This is a genomic window from Nocardia sp. NPDC055029, from assembly GCF_053608525.1.
Window position 1 is genome coordinate 145,323 of record NZ_JBSGVQ010000011.1, and the last position, 17,719, is coordinate 163,041.

A 17,719-nucleotide genomic window follows, 5' to 3' on the forward strand; every position below is an offset into this window, starting at 1 on the left:
TAATTGTGTGGAAAGACGGCCGGAGTGGCATATTCGTAGGGCCGACGGTGCCCGCGCCGCACTCGGAGATTCTGGGACCGCACGGCGTTCGAACCGGCTTCGGTTGTACGCAGGATTACTGGATTCCACCTGTTCACAGGTGGTTTTGCTCGCGTGCTCCCGGCCGTGGGCCCCAACAACCGGTCCGGGGAGGACGCTGCATGGACGACGAGCAGAATGTGCTGGCCACAGTATGGCCAGAGGTGGTTGCCGAGCTCACCACCGGCTCGGCCGACGGCGCCATTCCCGCGGTCAGCCGCGCGCAGCAGGCCTGGCTGAAGCTGGTCAAACCGCTCACCGTCGCCCAGGGCTTCGCGTTGCTGTCGGTTCCGTCCTCGCTCGCGCAGGAGGCGATCGAGCGTGATCTGCGCGAACCCATCCTGCGCTCGCTGGGTCGCCGGCTCGGGCCGCAGGTCGAAGGATTGGGCGTGCGCATCGCCGCGCCGAGCCCGGCCGCGGGGGAGCGGGCGGGCAGTTCGCCGCGGCACGCCAGGATGACGAGCCGACCGGAGCGCCCGCGCGAGCAGGTGCGCCCGCCGACCGGCTATCCCGGTCCCGATTTCAGTGTTCCCGACTACGTCGCGCGCGGTGAGTACGGCCGCCCCCGCTACGGCGCGGGCGAGTACCCCGCGGGCAATGGCGAGTACGGCAACGAGTACCAGGGCGGGCAGGAATATCCGCCCGCCGGTGACTACGGCAACAGCTACGGCGGCCGCGAGTACCCCGCGCAGGCGGGCGAGTACGGCGAGCGCCCCGACTACGCCGGTCATCGGGAGTACCAGCCCGAACCGGAATACCGGCAAGCCGAACCGGAATACCAGCAGCCCGAGTATCAGCAGCAGCCGCCGGAGTATCAGCAGCAGCCCGAGTACGCACAGGCATCGGAGTACGGGCAGGCACCGGAGTTCCAGCCCGACCGAGCCGAGTTCCCCGGCACCGACTTCGAGCCGACGGCGGCGTACCCGGTACCCGACTTCAACGGCGGCGAGTTCGGCGGTCGTGGCGAGTTCCGTGGCGCGCGCCCTGACCAGCGCCCGGCCGATGCCGCCCCACCCGCCCGCCGGGAGCCTTCCGGTTCGCCCCGACGCGAGCACATCCCGCCGGGTCAGGAGTCGCTGTTCACCCCTGACCCGCCGCCGCAGCGCGCGCCGAGCCGGGGCCGGGGGCCGCAGCAGGACGAGCCGATCGCCGCGCGGGCCGAGGAACCCACCATCGAGGCGGCGCCGGAACCGCTGCGGCCGGGGACGCCGGGTGCCGAGCCCGCCGACGACGAGCCGGTGGTCGACGCCCGCAACAACTGGCCGACGTATTTCAACAAGTCGCCCGAGGCGCCGCCGCAGCCGTCGTCCTCGGCGAGCTTGAACGCCAAGTACACCTTCGAGACGTTCGTCATCGGCGCGTCCAACCGGTTCGCGCACGCCGCGGCGGTCGCCATCGCGGAAGCGCCTGCCCGCGCCTACAACCCGCTGTTCGTCTGGGGCGCTTCGGGTTTGGGCAAGACGCACCTGCTGCACGCGGCCGGGCACTACGCCCAGCGGCTGTTCCCCGGCATGCGGGTGAAGTACGTGTCCACCGAGGAATTCACCAACGACTTCATCAACAGCCTGCGCGACGACCGCAAGGTCGCGTTCAAGCGGCGCTACCGCGAGACCGACATCCTGCTGGTCGACGACATCCAGTTCATCGAGGGCAAGGAAGGCATCCAGGAGGAGTTCTTCCACACCTTCAACACCCTGCACAACGCGAACAAGCAGATCGTCGTCTCCTCCGACCGTCCGCCCAAGCAGCTGGCGACGCTGGAGGAGCGGCTGCGCACGCGCTTCGAGTGGGGCCTGATCACCGATGTGCAGCCGCCCGAACTGGAGACCCGCATCGCGATCCTCCGCAAGAAGGCGCGGATGGACCGGCTCGATGTGCCACACGACGTGCTCGAGCTGATCGCCAGCCGGGTGGAGCGCAATATCCGCGAGCTCGAGGGCGCGCTCATCCGGGTGACGGCCTTCGCCTCGCTCAACGGTCAGCCGCTGGATCTGTCGCTGGCCGAGGTGGTGCTGCGGGACCTGATGCCCGACACCGCGGCGCTCGAGATCAACGCGGCGACGATCATGGCCGTCACCGCCGAGTACTTCAATACGACGCTCGAGGAACTGACCGGGCCGGGCAAGGCCAGGCCGCTCGCGCAGGCCCGCCAGATCGCCATGTACCTGTGCCGTGAGCTGACCGATCTGTCGCTGCCCAAGATCGGACAGGCGTTCGGTCGCGACCACACCACGGTGATGTACGCGGAGAAGAAGGTGCGCAAGGAGATGACCGAGCGGCGCCGCGTCTACGACCAGGTGCAAGAACTCACAGCCCGGATCAAACAGCGCTCCCGCTGATTTCATCCACACCCTCGAACACCGCCCTGACCTGGGGCGGTGTTCTTTTTTGCCCTGTGGATTCCTCGAGGAATCCCTGTGGAGTCCTCGAGGAATCCACCGGTTGTGCACCGGTTGGCGCACAGGGGCTGGGGAGCGATCTGGGGGTGTTCGCTCACAGGCAGTTGTCCACATCGTCCACAGCTGGATCCACTCACACCCCCACGGTCATGCCGACCTGCGACGTTGCCGAATCGGCCCTGTGGATTCCTCGAGGAATCCGTGTGGAGTCCTCGAGGAATCCACCTAGTTGCCACCACCCTGCCCCTGCGTGTGAACAACAGGGTGAATCCGGTGGAACAACTCGAGGACTACTCGAGGATGGAATTGGGACAACTTCGGGCGTCCACAGACGCTCCCGGTTCATCCTCGAGTCACCCCACGGCCATCCCCACGCCGACGTGCGCGCTGACCTGCGGATTCGGTCGAAGTCCACAGATTCCACAGTGCCTACTACTACTTCAGTTCTATTTCTTGAAGAGATCTCTTCAAAACAAGGTGTGTGGAAAGTCGGTCGGACAGGCTCGGCTCGGTCGGTGCTCCACTCACAAGCGGCAAGGAGAAGAGGGGATGGGCCGGCAGCGCTCGATCGGCAGGGAGGGTCGATGCGGACTTCCCGCGATGCCCGGGTACCGTTTGGTTGTCGGCTTGTTGTGCGAGACTCAGTGCGCGGCCGACGCAGCACCTCAACTCCGCTGAACACACCCGCACACGGATTCGAAACTCGGAGAGGACAAATCGGGCGATGGAGCTTGCGAGCATGAAGTTTCGGGTCGCCCGAGAGGATTTCGCCGAGTCGGTGGCCTGGGTGGCGCGCAGTCTGCCGTCCCGTCCTCCTGTGCCTGTTCTGGGCGGTGTGCTGCTGGTGGCCGACGAGAACGGCCTGACGGTCTCCGGGTTCGACTACGAGGTCTCCGCGCAGATGCGGGTGGCCGCCGAGGTCGCCGGTCCCGGCCAGGTGCTGGTCTCGGGCCGGCTGCTCGCCGACATCACCAAGGCGCTGTCGAACAAGCCGGTCGATGTCTCCGTCGACGGCACCCGCGTCCTCATCGCCTGCGGTAGCGCCAAGTTCTCCCTGCCCACCATGCCGGTCGAGGACTATCCCCAGCTTCCCGAGGTGCCGCAGCAGACCGGTGAGCTCGGTGTCGACGTGTTCGCCGAGGCGGTCGGCCAGGTCGCCGTCGCCGCGGGCCGCGACGACACGCTCCCCATGCTCACCGGCATCCGCGTCGAGATCGAGGGCAACGACGTGGTGCTCGCCGCCACCGACCGTTTCCGCCTCGCCGTGCGTCACCTGCAGTGGCAGCCCACCCGCTCCGACATCGAGACCGCGGTGCTCATCCCCGCGCGCACGCTGTCCGAAGCCGCCAAGACCCTCGGCGCCACCGACGCGCCGGTGCAGCTCTCGCTCGGCACCGGGGGCGGGGCCGACGGCCTGCTCGGCATCGTCAACGCGGGCCGCCGCACCACCACCCGCCTGCTCGACGCCGAATTCCCCAAGTTCCGCCAGTTGCTCCCCAAGGAGCACACCTCCATCGCCACGCTGCCCGTCGCCGCGCTGTCCGAGGCGATCAAGCGTGTCGCCCTGGTGGCCGAGCGCGGCGCCCAGGTGCGCCTGGAGTTCTCCACCGACGGCGTGCTGCTGTCCGCGGGTGGGGACGACGCAGGCCGCGCCGAGGAGTGGCTGGAAGCCGATTTCCGCGGTGAGCCGCTGACCATCGCGTTCAACCCCGGCTACCTGACCGAAGGCCTGTCGGCGCTGCACACCGACCGGGTCACCTTCGGCTTCACCACGCCCAGCCGTCCCGCCGTCCTGCTGCCCGCCTCCGACGAGGAGCCCAAGGTGCTGGAGTCCGGTGCGTTCGCGGCGCTGGAGAGCCAGTACATCTACCTGTTGATGCCGGTCCGGCTGCCCGGCTGAACCCCGCACGCGTAATCCGGCATGTTCATTCGTGCGCTGTCGGTCCGTGATTTCCGGTCGTGGGAACACGCCGAGCTCGAGTTGTCCCCAGGGCGCACGGTGCTGTTGGGGGCCAACGGCAACGGCAAGACCAACCTGCTCGAGGCGATCGGCTATCTGGCGACCCTCGGCTCGCACCGGGTCTCCGCCGACGCGCCGCTGATCCGGATGGGCGCGACGCAGGCCAGGATCGGCGCGACCGTGGTCAATCTGGGCCGCGAACTGCGCGTCGACGTCGAGCTCAAACAGGGCAGCGCCAATCGTGCCCAGATCAACCGTTCACCGGTGCGCCGGTCGCGGGAGATCCTGGGGATTCTGCAGACCGTGCTGTTCGCGCCGGAGGATCTGGCGCTGGTGCGCGGCGACCCGGGGGAGCGCAGACGGTTCCTCGACGAGTTGTGCACAGCCCGGCTGCCCAGGCTCGCCGGCGTGCGCGCCGACTACGACAAGGTGCTGCGGCAACGCTCTGCCCTGTTGAAAACCGCTGGGCGCCATGTGCGTTCGCGTGCCGATCTGAGCACACTCGACGTGTGGGACGGGCATCTGGCCGAGCACGCGTCGGTGCTGCTCGCGCAGCGATTACGGCTGGTCCACGACCTGTATCCGTATCTCGCACAGGCTTATCGGTCGATCGCGCCCGAATCACGTCCTGCGGCAATCGCTTACCGGTCGGGGTACCTGCCGCCGGAGCTGCTCGACCCGGCCAGGGAGCCTGCGGCCGACGATGCCGAGCAGCTGCACGAGATCGTGTTGCGTGAGTTGTCCACAGCCAGGAACAGGGAGTTGGAGCGCGGGGTGTGCCTGGTCGGCCCGCACCGCGACGACCTCGACCTGCTGCTCGGCAGCGCACCCGCCAAGGGGTTCGCCAGTCACGGCGAGTCCTGGTCGTTCGCGCTGGCGCTGCGGCTGGCCTCGTTCGAGCTGCTGCGCAGTGCGGGCACCGAGCCGGTGCTGCTGCTCGACGACGTGTTCGCCGAGCTGGATCGGCGCAGGCGTACCGCGCTGGCCGAGGTCGCCGCCGGGGCGGAGCAGGTGCTCATCACCGCCGCGGTGGCCGAGGACGTGCCCGCCGAACTCGCCGCCGAACCGCTGCGTGTGCAAACAACCGGCGAAGCCGACCGGCGTACCTCGATGATCGTCACCGAACCGGCCGAACAATCCGAAGATATGCACAGATAGCGATAGTTATCAACAGCGCCTGTGGAAAACCGGCAACATGCTGGACATATGCCGGATCGGTCTCGGCGGGACTGTCGGCGCCCCGGCGTAGACTCTCCTCCGCACTCGGCCAGTATCGACACCGGAAGGCGGAACCGAGGTGACCGAAGAGCCGGAACAGCAGCTGCGCGGGATCGACCTCGCCCGGCGCGCACTGGAGGAGGCACGGGCCGCGGCCAAGGCCAGCGGTAAGTCGGTCGGCCAGGGCCGGGCGTCGCCGGTGCGCAAGCTGCGCGCGGGCGGACGCAGGCGCACGGGCTGGTCCGGTGCGGGTCCCGATCCCCGTGATCCCCAGCTGTTGTCGGCGCTGACCGGCTCGATCGCGAAGAGTCGTGGCTGGTCGGGCAAGGTGGCCGAGGGCATGGTGTTCGGTCGCTGGGCGAGCGTGGTCGGTGAGGACATCGCCTCGCACGCCACGCCGGTGACGTTGGAGGGCGGTGTGCTCAAGATCGCCGCCGAGTCCACCGCGTGGGCGACCCAGCTGCGCATGCTCCAGGGGCAGATCCTCGCCAAGATCAATGCCGCGGTCGGCCAGGGCGTCGTCACCCAGTTGCGGATCACCGGCCCCGCCGCGCCGAGCTGGCGCAAGGGCGAGCGGCACGTCAAAGGACGCGGTCCACGCGATACCTACGGGTAGCCGGACGGTGACCAGGGCGAGTTGCCTTGCGGCGGCGCCGCTCTCAGGCCACGGAGTTTTGTACATGTGGACAAAACCTGTGGATAACTCGAACCGGAGGCGAAAGCCGTCGACCGCGTTTCACGTGGAACCGCCGAACGCAAGTCTCACGCCAGTTCTGGCGGGCGGAAATCTCCGGAAGGCGGACGCTTGTCGCGGTAGGCCGATTTCTCGCATTCACGGCGGCGTCAGGGGTGTCGTAGGTGCACTGTAAGTTGGGCTTACCAGTAGGATGGTGACGTAACCAGCGGCGAACCCTCGACGCGTGCTGTGCAGTCCGCGTGCTGCCCGATCGCTGCGACAGGGATCAGCAAGTAAGGAGAGCTACCGACAAGTGGCTGCCAACGACTCCAACGCATCGGGCAACAAGCAGGGCTACGGTGCCTCCTCCATCACGGTCCTCGAGGGCCTGGAAGCGGTGCGCAAGCGCCCTGGCATGTACATCGGTTCCACCGGTGAACGCGGTCTGCACCACCTCATCTGGGAGGTTGTGGACAACTCGGTCGACGAGGCGATGGCCGGCTACGCGACCCGGGTCGACGTCACGCTGCTGGAGGACGGCGGTGTCGAGGTCGTCGACGACGGTCGTGGCATCCCCACCGGCATGCACGCGCAGGGCATCCCGACCGTCGAGGTCGTCATGACGCAGCTGCACGCGGGCGGCAAGTTCGACTCCGACTCCTACGCTGTCTCCGGTGGTCTGCACGGCGTCGGTATCTCGGTGGTCAACGCGCTGTCGAGCAAGCTGGAAGCCGAGATCGACAACGACGGCTACCACTGGACCCAGGTGTACAAGGACGCGAAGCCGGGCAAGCTGATCCAGGGCGAGCCGACTCAGCGCACCGGCACGACGATCCGGTTCTGGGCCGACCCGGAGATCTTCGAAACCACCACCTACAACTTCGAGACGGTGGCGCGCCGCCTGCAGGAGATGGCCTTCCTCAACAAAGGCCTGACCATCACGCTGACCGACCAGCGGGTCACCGACTCCGACGTCATCGACGAGATCGTCAGCGATACCGCCGAGGCGCCCAAGCACGTCGAGGACGGTGTCCAGGCGCCGGTCGAGCACAAGGTCAAGACCCGCACCTACCACTATCCGGGCGGCCTGGTGGACTTCGTCCGCCACATCAACCGCACCAAGTCGGCCATCCACAACTCGGTCGTCGGCTTCACCGGCAAGGGCACCGGCCACGAGCTCGAGGTCGCGATGCAGTGGAACTCGGGCTACTCCGAGTCGGTCCACACCTTCGCCAACACGATCAACACCCATGAGGGCGGCACCCATGAAGAGGGCTTCCGCGCGGCGCTGACCACGGTGGTCAACAAGTACGCCAAGGAGAAGAAGCTCCTCAAGGAGAAGGACGGCAACCTCACCGGCGACGACATCCGCGAGGGCCTGGCCGCCATCGTGAGCGTCAAGGTCGGCGAGCCGCAGTTCGAGGGCCAGACCAAGACCAAGCTGGGCAACACCGAGGTCAAGTCGTTCGTGCAGCGCGCCTGCAACGAACACCTGCAGCACTGGTTCGAGGCCAACCCGGCCGACGCGAAGACCATCGTGCAGAAGGCGGTGTCCTCGGCGCAGGCACGCATGGCCGCCCGTAAGGCGCGTGAGCTGGTGCGCCGCAAGTCGGCCACCGATCTGGGCGGGCTGCCCGGCAAGCTGGCCGACTGCCGCTCCAAGGATCCGGGCAAGTGCGAGATCTACATCGTCGAGGGTGACTCCGCAGGCGGCTCGGCCAAGTCCGGCCGCGACTCGATGTACCAGGCGATCCTGCCGCTGCGCGGCAAGATCATCAACGTCGAGAAGGCCCGCATCGACCGCGTCCTCAAGAACAACGAGGTCCAGTCGATCATCACCGCGTTCGGCACCGGCATCCACGACGAGTTCGACATCGCGAAGCTGCGCTACCACAAGATCGTCCTGATGGCCGACGCCGACGTCGACGGCCAGCACATCGCGACGCTGCTGCTCACGCTGCTGTTCCGGTTCATGCGCCCGCTGGTCGAGCACGGTCACGTGTACCTGGCCCAGCCGCCGCTGTACAAGCTCAAGTGGATGCGTTCGGATCCCGAGTTCGCCTACTCCGACCGCGAGCGCGACGCGCTGATCGAGGCCGGCCTTGCCGCGGGCAAGAAGATCAACAAGGACGACGGCGTCCAGCGCTACAAGGGTCTGGGCGAGATGAACGCCAAGGAGCTGTGGGAAACCACCATGGATCCCTCGGTGCGGGTGCTTCGTCAGGTGACGCTCGACGACGCGGCCGCGGCCGACGAGCTGTTCTCCGTGCTCATGGGCGAAGACGTGGAGGCACGTCGCAGCTTCATCACCCGCAATGCCAAGGACGTCCGCTTCCTCGACGTGTAACCGGTGCAGCGCCGTAAGCGCGCGCCCGTGAAGCATGTCAGGCCCTCGAAGGAGATTTGATGACTGAGACCACGCTGCCGCCCTCCGGTGGTGCGGGCGACCGGATCGAACCGGTCGACATCCAGAACGAAATGCAGAGCAGCTACATCGATTACGCGATGAGCGTGATCGTCGGCCGCGCGCTGCCCGATGTGCGCGACGGCCTCAAGCCGGTGCACCGGCGCGTGCTCTACGCCATGTACGACAACGGCTACCGCCCCGACCGCGGTTACGTGAAGTCGGCCCGTCCGGTCGCCGAGACCATGGGTAACTACCACCCGCACGGCGACGCGTCGATCTACGACACCCTCGTGCGCATGGCCCAGCCCTGGTCGCTGCGCTATCCGCTCGTCGACGGCCAGGGCAACTTCGGCTCCCGCGGCAACGACGGCGCGGCCGCCATGCGATACACCGAGTGCCGCCTGACGCCGCTGGCGATGGAGATGCTGCGCGACATCGACAGCGAGACCGTCGATTTCGTCCCCAACTACGACGGTCGCTCGCAGGAGCCGACCGTGCTGCCCGCCCGCGTGCCCGCCCTGCTGATGAACGGCAGCAACGGCATCGCGGTCGGCATGGCGACCAACATCCCGCCGCACAACCTCAACGAGCTGGCCGAGGCCATCTACTGGGCGCTGGAGAACTACGACGCCGACGAGGAAACCACCCTCGCCGCGTGCATGGAACGGGTCAAGGGCCCGGACTTCCCGACGCACGGCCTGATCGTCGGCAGCCAGGGCATCCACGACGCCTACACCACCGGCCGCGGTTCGATCCGCATGCGCGGTGTGGTGGAGATCGAGGAGGGCAGCCGCGGTCAGACCCAGATCGTCATCACCGAGCTGCCGTACCAGGTCAACACCGACAACTTCATCAACTCGATCGCCGAGCAGGTCAAGGACGGCAAGATCGCGGGTATCTCCGATATCCACGACGAGTCCTCCGACCGTGTCGGCATGCGCATCGTGGTGACGGTCAAGCGCGACGCGGTCGCCAAGGTCGTGCTGAACAACCTGTACAAGCACACCCAGCTGCAGACCAGCTTCGGCGCGAACATGCTCTCGATCGTCGACGGCGTGCCGCGCACACTGCGCCTGGATCAGATGATCCGGTACTACGTCGACCACCAGCTGGAAGTCATCGTCCGGCGCACCCGCTACCTGCTGCGCAAGGCCGAGGAGCGGGCCCACATCCTGCGCGGCCTGGTCAAGGCGCTCGACCTGCTCGACGAGGTCATCGCGCTGATCCGCCGCTCGGCCAACACCGACACCGCGCGCACCGGCCTGATGCAGCTGCTCGACATCGACGAGATCCAGTCGACCGCGATCCTGGACATGCAGCTGCGCCGCCTCTCGGCACTGGAGCGTCAGCGCATCATCGACGATCTGGCCAAGATCGAGCTCGAGATCGCCGACTACAAGGACATCCTGGAGAAGCCGGAGCGCCAGCGCGCGATCGTGCGCGACGAGCTGGCCGAGATCGTCGAGAAGTACGGCGACGACCGCAGGACCAGGATCATCGCCAGCGACGGTGACGTCGCCGACGAGGACCTGATCGCCCGCGAGGACGTGGTCGTCACGATCACCGAGACCGGCTACGCCAAGCGCACCAAGACCGACCTGTACCGCTCGCAGAAGCGCGGCGGCAAGGGCGTGCAGGGCGCGGGCCTCAAGCAGGACGACATCGTCAAGCACTTCTTCGTGTCGTCGACCCACGACTGGCTGCTGTTCTTCACCAACAAGGGCCGGGTCTACCGGGCCAAGGCCTACGAGCTGCCCGAGGCCAACCGGACCGCGCGCGGCCAGCACGTGGCCAACCTGCTCGCGTTCCAGCCGGACGAGAAGATCGCCCAGATCATCCAGCTCAAGACCTACGAGGACGCGCCGTACCTGGTCCTCGCGACACGCGCGGGCCTGGTGAAGAAGTCCAAGCTCACCGATTTCGACTCCAACCGCTCCGGCGGCATCGTCGCGGTGAACCTGCGCGACGACGACGAACTGGTCGGCGCGGTGCTGTGCTCCTCCGACGACGATCTGCTGCTCGTCTCGGCGCACGGCCAGTCGATCCGGTTCTCCGCGACCGACGAGGCGCTGCGCCCGATGGGCCGCGCCACCTCCGGTGTGCAGGGCATGCGCTTCAACGCCGACGACGAACTGCTCTCGCTCAACGTGGTTCGCGAGGACACCTATCTGCTGGTGGCGACCGCGGGCGGCTACGCCAAGCGCACCGCCATCGAGGAGTACACCGCGCAGGGTCGTGGCGGAAAAGGCGTATTGACAATCCAGTACGACCCGAAGCGTGGCAGCCTGGTCGGTGCGCTCATCGTCGACGACGAGGACGAGTTGTACGCGATCACTTCCAGTGGTGGCGTCATCCGCACCGCAGCCAAGCAAGTTCGTAAAGCCGGACGCCAGACAAAGGGCGTGCGATTGATGAACCTCGCGGATGGCGATACCTTGCTAGCGATCGCGCGCAACGCCGACGAGCCCGATCCCGATCAGCTCACCGGCGACGCGGCTTCGGAGCAATAACCCAATCAGCGGCGGCAACGAACGGATCTGAGGATTCCATTGACCACACCGAATCAGTCGAATGACGATCGGAACCAGACCAACGGCGTCACCGAGCGGATTGCCTCGTCTCCGATCCAGCCGCGGCCGATCCCTCGCCAGGGCGGTCCGGCCGAGGGCGCGGCGCCGGAATCCGGTGCCGCGGGGGGCGAATCGTTCGACCAGTCGACCGTGCGGATGGGTACCGAACCCACGCCGCCCGCTGGTAACGGGCCTCCCGCGGGCAACGGGAAGGGCAAATCGTCGCCCTACCAGGACGGGTGGGCGCAGCTGCCGCAGCGCGAGCCGCAGTCGAACCTGTACCGGCCGGGCGAGGCGCCGAGCCAGGGCCGTCCGTCGACCGGGGCGCCCGCGCCGGCGGGTGGGCTGAAGGGCAGTGGCTCGTCCAACGCCCGCACCACGGCCGACCTGGCGGCCAAGGCGGCCCGCAAGGAAGCGGCGATGGTGAAGTCCGTCGGCATCGACGGGCCGACCCGCAGCATCGCCCGTCCGGAACTGGTCAAGGACATGCCCGATCTGTCCGAGGTGCGGCATCCGACGCCCGACGCGCCGCCTGCTCCGCCCGGCTTGCCGATGGCTCATATTCCGCCGCAGCCTGGTCCGGGTGCCAGGGCCGCCGCTCCCGCGTCGGTCTCGCCGGCGGTGCCGGTGGCCATCGCCGCGGCCGCGTCGGGTGAGCCGCTACGCGCGACGGTGCAGATCCGCCGGATCGATCCGTGGTCGACGTTGAAGATCACCCTGGTGATCAGCATCGCGCTGTTCTTCGTGTGGATGCTGGCCGTCGGCCTGCTCTACATCGTGCTCGCCGGCATGGGCGTGTGGGACAACCTGGACAGCTCGCTGGGCGAGATGTTCAACCAGGAGGGCGGCTCGACGAACCTGATCGACGCGGGCACGGTATTCGGCTACGCCGGCGTCATCGGCCTGATCAACGTGGTGCTGTTCACCGCGCTGGCGACCGTGGGTGTGTTCATCTACAACCAGTGCTGCGATCTGGTCGGTGGCATCCAGGTGACCCTGGCCGATCCGGACTAGAAATCGGTCCTGCCCCGACGGCCGGTCAGCCTCGCAAAAAGGGGTCTGACCGGCCGTTTTGGCTAACAGCGGCCGGGTAGGGTAACCTCGTTCCTCGTTGCGGTTCACTGCTCCGGCAGGGGGCCGAAAACGAGTACGGGCCTATAGCTCAGGCGGTTAGAGCGCTTCGCTGATAACGAAGAGGTCGGAGGTTCAAGTCCTCCTAGGCCCACTCCCGTACATCACAGTAGGGTGGGAATCATGAAGATTGTCCTCACGGTCGGTGTCGTGATCGCGGTTCTCATCGGTATCACCAAATTCCGCAAGCGCGATGACGCAGACCTCTGGCGCGAGGTCACCACCCGCTGATTCGGGTTGCCAACTGGTTTCACCAAGCCAGCAAGGGGCCTTAGCTCAATTGGCAGAGCACTGCCTTTGCAAGGCAGGGGTTAGGGGTTCGATTCCCCTAGGCTCCACTTCTGTGAATTCCTCGGTATTCGATTTTCTGCTCACCGCAGCTCCCGTCGAGTCGACCTCGACCGATATCGCCGCGATCGCGGCACAGCATCGCGCCCGCAGCGCCGCCTTCGCGAGTTCGATCGATCGCGCGGCCGTCGCCGGATTCGACAGTGCCGGAACAGGTACGGCCTTTCTCGGCGGCTATCAGGAAGCGCTGCACGCGCTGGTTCCCACGCTCGGTTTCGCGGGGCTGACCTCCATGTGCGCGACCGAGGCGAACGGCGCCAAGCCGTCGTCGATGACTACCACCGTGACCGCCGACGGCACTGTCACCGGCACCAAATCCTTCGCCACGCTCGGCGAGTTCGCCACCAGCTTCCTGGTGATCGCCCGTTCGGGCGAGCAGGCCGACGGCCGCGCCGAGTTGCGGGCGGTGCTCGTGCAGGCCGGACCCGGCACCGTGGTGACGCCGCTGCCCGCGCTGCCGTTCGCCCCGGAGATCCCGCACGCCACCGTCACTTTCGACGCCGCGCCCGGCGAGCTGCTGCCCGGTGACGGCTACGCCGACTACCTCAAGCCGTTCCGCACCGTCGAAGATCTGCATGTGGTCGCCGCTGTGCTCGGACAGCTCGTCCGGGTTGCCCGGCAAGCACCATGGCCCGCCGAGGCCGTAGAACAGCTGCTGGCCCTGTTTGCGGCCGTGCGTGGCGTGAGTACCGAGGATCCAGGTTCGGCAGGCGTGCACATCGCGCTGGGTGGCGTCTTCGAGCGGCTGACGCGACTGCGTGCCGAGCTCGCGCCGCTGTGGGAGCTGGTCGACCCCGAGACCAGGAGCCGGTGGGAGCGCGACGAACCCCTGCTCGGGGTCGCAGGCAAGGTCAGGGCGCTGCGGCTCGCCGCGGCGTGGCGCGCGGTCGAGGTCACCGGGTGAATTTCCCGAGGCCGTTCTCGTCGAAGTAGTCGAGGGTGAGCGTGCCGTTGTCGAAGATCGCCGAGGAGACGCTGCCGGGCGGTGCGTTCTCGCCGCTCAGCTCGAAGGCGAAGGTGTCGCCGTCCCAGTGCCGCAGCGGGTATCGGCGCTGGGCCGGGCCGAGGGTGAGGACCAGGGCGCCGTCGTCCTCGGCGATCGTCGCCGGGCCCCAGTACTCGTTGGCGTAGGTGCCCGCGTAGCTCGGTAGCGGCTTGGCCGCGGCCGGATTCGCCGGCGCGGACTTGCCGGACAGGTCGCCGACCGGATCGTTGATGGGAGCGATCGCGGCCTGGTAGATGCCGCGCCAGTCCTCGCGGATCTCGCCGAACTGCACGAGATCGCCGAACTCGGCGGTCAGCGCCTCCGGCACGCCGATCGGCGCGGCATTGGTGAGCGCGACGATCGCGACGTCGGCGGACGGGATCGCCAGGAAGTTCGTCGCGGCGCCGAGCGCGAACGCACCGGAGTGGCTGTAGGCCGTGCGGCCTGCGGACGACGTCGACGAGTTGAAGCCGAACCCGTAGAAGCCCGCCCGTGCTTCCGGCGATGACGCGGGGGAGGAGATCACCTGCGGGCTGATCGCGGGCAGCAGCGCGTCCGGCTCGGCGATGGTCGTGCCGTTCGACGCGCCGTTGCCGAGCACCATCGCCAGCCAGCGGGCCATGTCGTTCACCGAGGAGCTGACACCGCCCGCGGGAGACTGCGGGTCGGGGTTGCGGACCTGTCCGGCGACCCAGTTGCCGTCGACGTTCACGTGGCCGACGGCGCGGTTCGGGCGCGACTGGAAGTCGACGAAGCGGGAACTGGTGGCGGACATGCCGAGCGGGGTGTACAGGGTGTCGGCGCTGAGCCGGTCCCAGGCGGTGCCCGCCGCGGCGGCGACGGCCTCGGCGCCTGCCGTGAGACCGAAGTTGGTGTAGTGGTAGGTGATCCGGAACGGGTCGAGCGGCTCGAGGCGGAGCTTGTCGAGGATCGCGGCCTGGTCGTAGCCGAGGTCCTCCAGCCGGTCACCCGCGTGGTCGGGCAGGCCGCTGCGGTGCGCGAACAGGTCGCCGATGGTGAGCTGGGCGGTGGTGGCCGGGTCGGCCAGCGCGAACGACGACAGCTTCGACACCACGGGTGTTTCCCACTCGACCGTGCCCTTGCCGACCTGGTGGGCGACGACGGTGGCCGCCACCGATTTCGACACCGAGGCCAGCTGGAAGACGGTGTCGGCGTCGACCTTGTCCTGGCCGCCTGCCTCGCGGACGCCGAAGCCCTTGGCATACACGGTCTTCCCACCGTGCACGACGGCGACGGCCATGCCGGGGATGCGGCTGCTGTCCATGAGCGAGGTGGCCAGCTCGTCGAGCTTCGCCACCGCCTTGTCGACCGCGTCGTCGGGGAGCGCGACCGCGGCGACCTGGTTCGGTGGCAGCTGCTCGGTGGTGGTCGCGACGGTGTGCTCGTCGCCGGCCTCTCCGCTGCAGCCGACAACGACAGCCATCGAAACGACGAGCGCCGCGATCGCACCCTTGGCAGGCACCATGGGCAGACGATAGACCTGGTTGCGGGTTGATCGCGGGAACGTGGCTGGACTGTGACGATCTGCTACCGGGTGTACGCACCGGTAGCTCGAGCTGCACCTTGCCGGAAAATGGGGAGCGGGCCTCGGCGAAGGGGGGGAGTTAGCCGAGGCCCGCGTAGGGTCGGCCCGGGGGGGAGGGGCCGACGTGAACGATCCTACGCGATGCGAGCGGAATTCGTGTACGCGCAACGAACCAGTTTCCGAAAATTTTCGGCGACCATGGGCGGAGTGGGTGTCCGCATCAGGCGCTGGGGGCGGCGGTTCCGCTGGTCGAGCACCCGACAGTTGTCTTACGTCGCGTGGAAAAGGCTGGTACGCAACGTTTTACGAAAAAATGCCGGTGAACAGGTTCTCGTCGTACCTGTGTCCGTGCCCCGGATACCGGGGGCTTGCCTTTCACAGCACGGCCGGAAAATCCGTCCGATTCGTCGCGTGTCGCAACAGCTCGGCATGTCGAACAAATCTGTACATCGGGGTACCCGACGGCGGGCAAAAGGGGATGCGACTTGTCGGTGGGTACCGCAATACTGGGGCAACAGCGTTGAACCACGACATCAGGAGAATCATGCCCGACGCAATCGTCGCCGAGGGTCTGGTCAAACGGTACGGGCAGCTTGTCGCCCTGGACGGGCTGGATCTGGCCGTTCCGGAAGGTACCGTCACCGCACTTCTCGGCCCCAATGGCGCGGGAAAGACCACGACTGTCCGCGTTCTCACCACTTTGCTCATCCCCGACGAGGGCAGTGCCACCGTCGCGGGGATCGACGTGCTCCGCAATCCCCAGGCCCTGCGTTCCCGGATCGGCGCATCCGGGCAGTACGCAGCCGTCGACGAATACCTCACCGGATTCGAGAATCTCGAAATGGTGGGCAGGCTCTATCACCTCGGCACGCAGCGCAGTAAGGAACGCGCGCGCGAACTGCTCGACCGTTTCCGCCTCTCCGACGCCGCCGATCGGCCGGTGAAGGGCTATTCCGGCGGTATGCGCAGGCGCCTCGACCTGGCAGGCGCGCTGGTGGCCAACCCGCCGGTGCTGTTCCTCGACGAGCCGACCACCGGTCTGGACCCGCGTGCCCGGCTCGACCTGTGGGACGTCATCGAGGAGCTCGTGGCGGGCGGCACCACGCTGCTGCTCACCACCCAGTACATGGACGAGGCCGATCGGCTGGCCGACTCGATCGCCGTCATCGACCACGGCAAGGTGATCGCCCGCGGCACCGCCGACGAACTCAAGGCCATCGTCGGCGGCGACCGCATCGAACTCACCGTCGCCACCGCCGATCAGCTCGGGCCTGCCCAGCAGGCGCTGGCCGGGCTGGCCGACGGCGAGATCCACCTCGAACCGGGCCTGCGCCGGGTCACCGTCCCGGTGGCCAACGGCTCGCAGGACCTGGTCACCGCGATCGGCAGGCTCACCGAGCAGAAGGTGCAGATCAACGACGTCGCGCTGCGCAGACCGTCGCTCGACGACGTCTTCCTCACCCTCACCGGGCACGAGGCAGAGGAACTGGTCAACGGCGATGCCGCGGCGCAGACCGTCGGCGCCGAGGAAGGACTGAACCGATGAGCACCACGCTGAACAAGGCGGTGGACGTGCGGGGCCCCGGGCTCGGTGAACGGCTCTCGATGGTCGTCAGCGACAGCGTCACCATCGCCAAGCGCAATGTCATCAAGATCAAGCGCGTGCCCGACGTGCTGGTCTTCACGACGCTGTCGCCGATCATGTTCGTGCTGCTGTTCGCCTACATCTTCGGCTCGGCGATCCAGATCGAGGGCGTCGCGGGCGGCTATCGCGAATTCCTGATCGCGGGCATCTTCGCGCAGACCGTGGTCTTCGGCGCCACCTTCACGGGCGCGGGCCTGGCCGAGGACATGCAGAAGGGCATCATCGACCGGTTCCGGTCACTGCCGATGGCGCCGTCGGCGGTGCTGGTCGGCCGCACGATCAGCGACGTGGTGATCAATATCGTCAGCCTGGTCGTCATGTCGCTGACCGGCCTGATCGTCGGCTGGCGGATCCGCGGGTCGTTCCTGGACGCGGTGCTCGCCTACGCGCTGATGTTGCTGTTCGCCTACGCGCTGTCGTGGATCATGGCGGTCGTCGGACTGCTCGTGCGCGCGCCCGAGGTGTTCAACAACGCCAGCTTCATGGTGATCTTCCCGCTGACGTTCATCTCGAACGCGTTCGTGCCGCTGGAAAGCCTGCCGGGGCCGCTGCGCGTCTTCGCCGAATGGAACCCGGTCTCCGCGCTCACCCAGGCCGTGCGCGACCTGTTCGGCAATACCAACCCGTTGGGCCCGCCCTCGGATGCCTGGCCGATGCAGCACCCGGTGGCCACGACGCTGATGTGGATCGTGGTGATCCTGATCGTGTTCGTGCCGCTGGCTCAGGTGCAGTACAAGAAGTCCGTCAGCCGCTGAC

At 67.5% G+C, this 17,719-nt stretch carries 12 protein-coding genes and 2 tRNA genes; 13 read left to right on the forward strand and 1 reads right to left on the reverse strand.

The features are described from left to right. The first annotated feature begins 200 nt into the window (after positions 1–200). From dnaA to ACWF9G_RS13360, 11 genes are all read left to right on the forward strand, one after another. Complete coding sequence (dnaA, locus tag ACWF9G_RS13310; protein ID WP_452515399.1) at positions 201–2,417, forward strand: chromosomal replication initiator protein DnaA; 2,217 nt, start codon at positions 201–203, stop codon at positions 2,415–2,417. Between the two features lie 784 nt (positions 2,418–3,201). Then, positions 3,202–4,377, forward strand: coding sequence for a DNA polymerase III subunit beta (gene dnaN, locus ACWF9G_RS13315; RefSeq protein WP_379306080.1), 1,176 nt, complete (start codon positions 3,202–3,204; stop codon positions 4,375–4,377). Positions 4,378–4,398: 21 nt separating this feature from the next. Then, positions 4,399–5,595, forward strand: coding sequence for a DNA replication/repair protein RecF (recF, locus tag ACWF9G_RS13320; RefSeq protein WP_379306082.1), 1,197 nt, complete (start codon positions 4,399–4,401; stop codon positions 5,593–5,595). A 139-nt stretch (positions 5,596–5,734) separates the two neighbouring features. Next, positions 5,735–6,271: a DUF721 family protein gene (locus tag ACWF9G_RS13325; RefSeq protein ID WP_379306084.1), complete on the forward strand. Its 537-nt coding sequence runs from the start codon at positions 5,735–5,737 to the stop codon at positions 6,269–6,271. A 373-nt stretch (positions 6,272–6,644) separates the two neighbouring features. Beyond that, positions 6,645–8,678: a DNA topoisomerase (ATP-hydrolyzing) subunit B gene (gene gyrB / locus ACWF9G_RS13330; RefSeq protein ID WP_379306086.1), complete on the forward strand. Its 2,034-nt coding sequence runs from the start codon at positions 6,645–6,647 to the stop codon at positions 8,676–8,678. A 59-nt stretch (positions 8,679–8,737) separates the two neighbouring features. Then, on the forward strand, positions 8,738–11,248 hold the full coding sequence (gene gyrA / locus ACWF9G_RS13335; protein WP_379306088.1) for a DNA gyrase subunit A: 2,511 nt from the start codon (positions 8,738–8,740) through the stop codon (positions 11,246–11,248). 39 nt (positions 11,249–11,287) lie between these two features. Further along, positions 11,288–12,322, forward strand: coding sequence for a DUF3566 domain-containing protein (locus tag ACWF9G_RS13340; RefSeq protein WP_379306090.1), 1,035 nt, complete (start codon positions 11,288–11,290; stop codon positions 12,320–12,322). A gap of 137 nt (positions 12,323–12,459) precedes the next feature. Next, a tRNA-Ile gene (locus ACWF9G_RS13345) sits at positions 12,460–12,533 on the forward strand. 29 nt (positions 12,534–12,562) lie between these two features. Beyond that, positions 12,563–12,670, forward strand: coding sequence for a DLW-39 family protein (locus tag ACWF9G_RS13350; RefSeq protein ID WP_211359241.1), 108 nt, complete (start codon positions 12,563–12,565; stop codon positions 12,668–12,670). Between the two features lie 34 nt (positions 12,671–12,704). After that, positions 12,705–12,777, forward strand: a tRNA-Ala gene (locus tag ACWF9G_RS13355). A 5-nt stretch (positions 12,778–12,782) separates the two neighbouring features. Beyond that, positions 12,783–13,691, forward strand: coding sequence for an acyl-CoA dehydrogenase family protein (locus ACWF9G_RS13360; protein ID WP_452515403.1), 909 nt, complete (start codon positions 12,783–12,785; stop codon positions 13,689–13,691). On the opposite strand, the gene ACWF9G_RS13365 is transcribed toward ACWF9G_RS13360, so the two are convergent. Beyond that, on the reverse strand, positions 13,681–15,258 hold the full coding sequence (locus ACWF9G_RS13365; RefSeq protein ID WP_379306094.1) for a serine hydrolase: 1,578 nt from the start codon (positions 15,256–15,258) through the stop codon (positions 13,681–13,683). The genes ACWF9G_RS13360 and ACWF9G_RS13365 overlap by 11 nt on opposite strands. Positions 15,259–15,862: 604 nt before the next feature. Between ACWF9G_RS13365 and ACWF9G_RS13370 the strand changes: the two genes are divergently transcribed. Then, positions 15,863–16,864: an ATP-binding cassette domain-containing protein gene (locus tag ACWF9G_RS13370; protein ID WP_379306096.1), complete on the forward strand. Its 1,002-nt coding sequence runs from the start codon at positions 15,863–15,865 to the stop codon at positions 16,862–16,864. Positions 16,865–16,923: 59 nt separating this feature from the next. Beyond that, positions 16,924–17,718: an ABC transporter permease gene (locus ACWF9G_RS13375; protein ID WP_379306144.1), complete on the forward strand. Its 795-nt coding sequence runs from the start codon at positions 16,924–16,926 to the stop codon at positions 17,716–17,718. The last annotated feature ends 1 nt before the right edge of the window (position 17,719 follow it).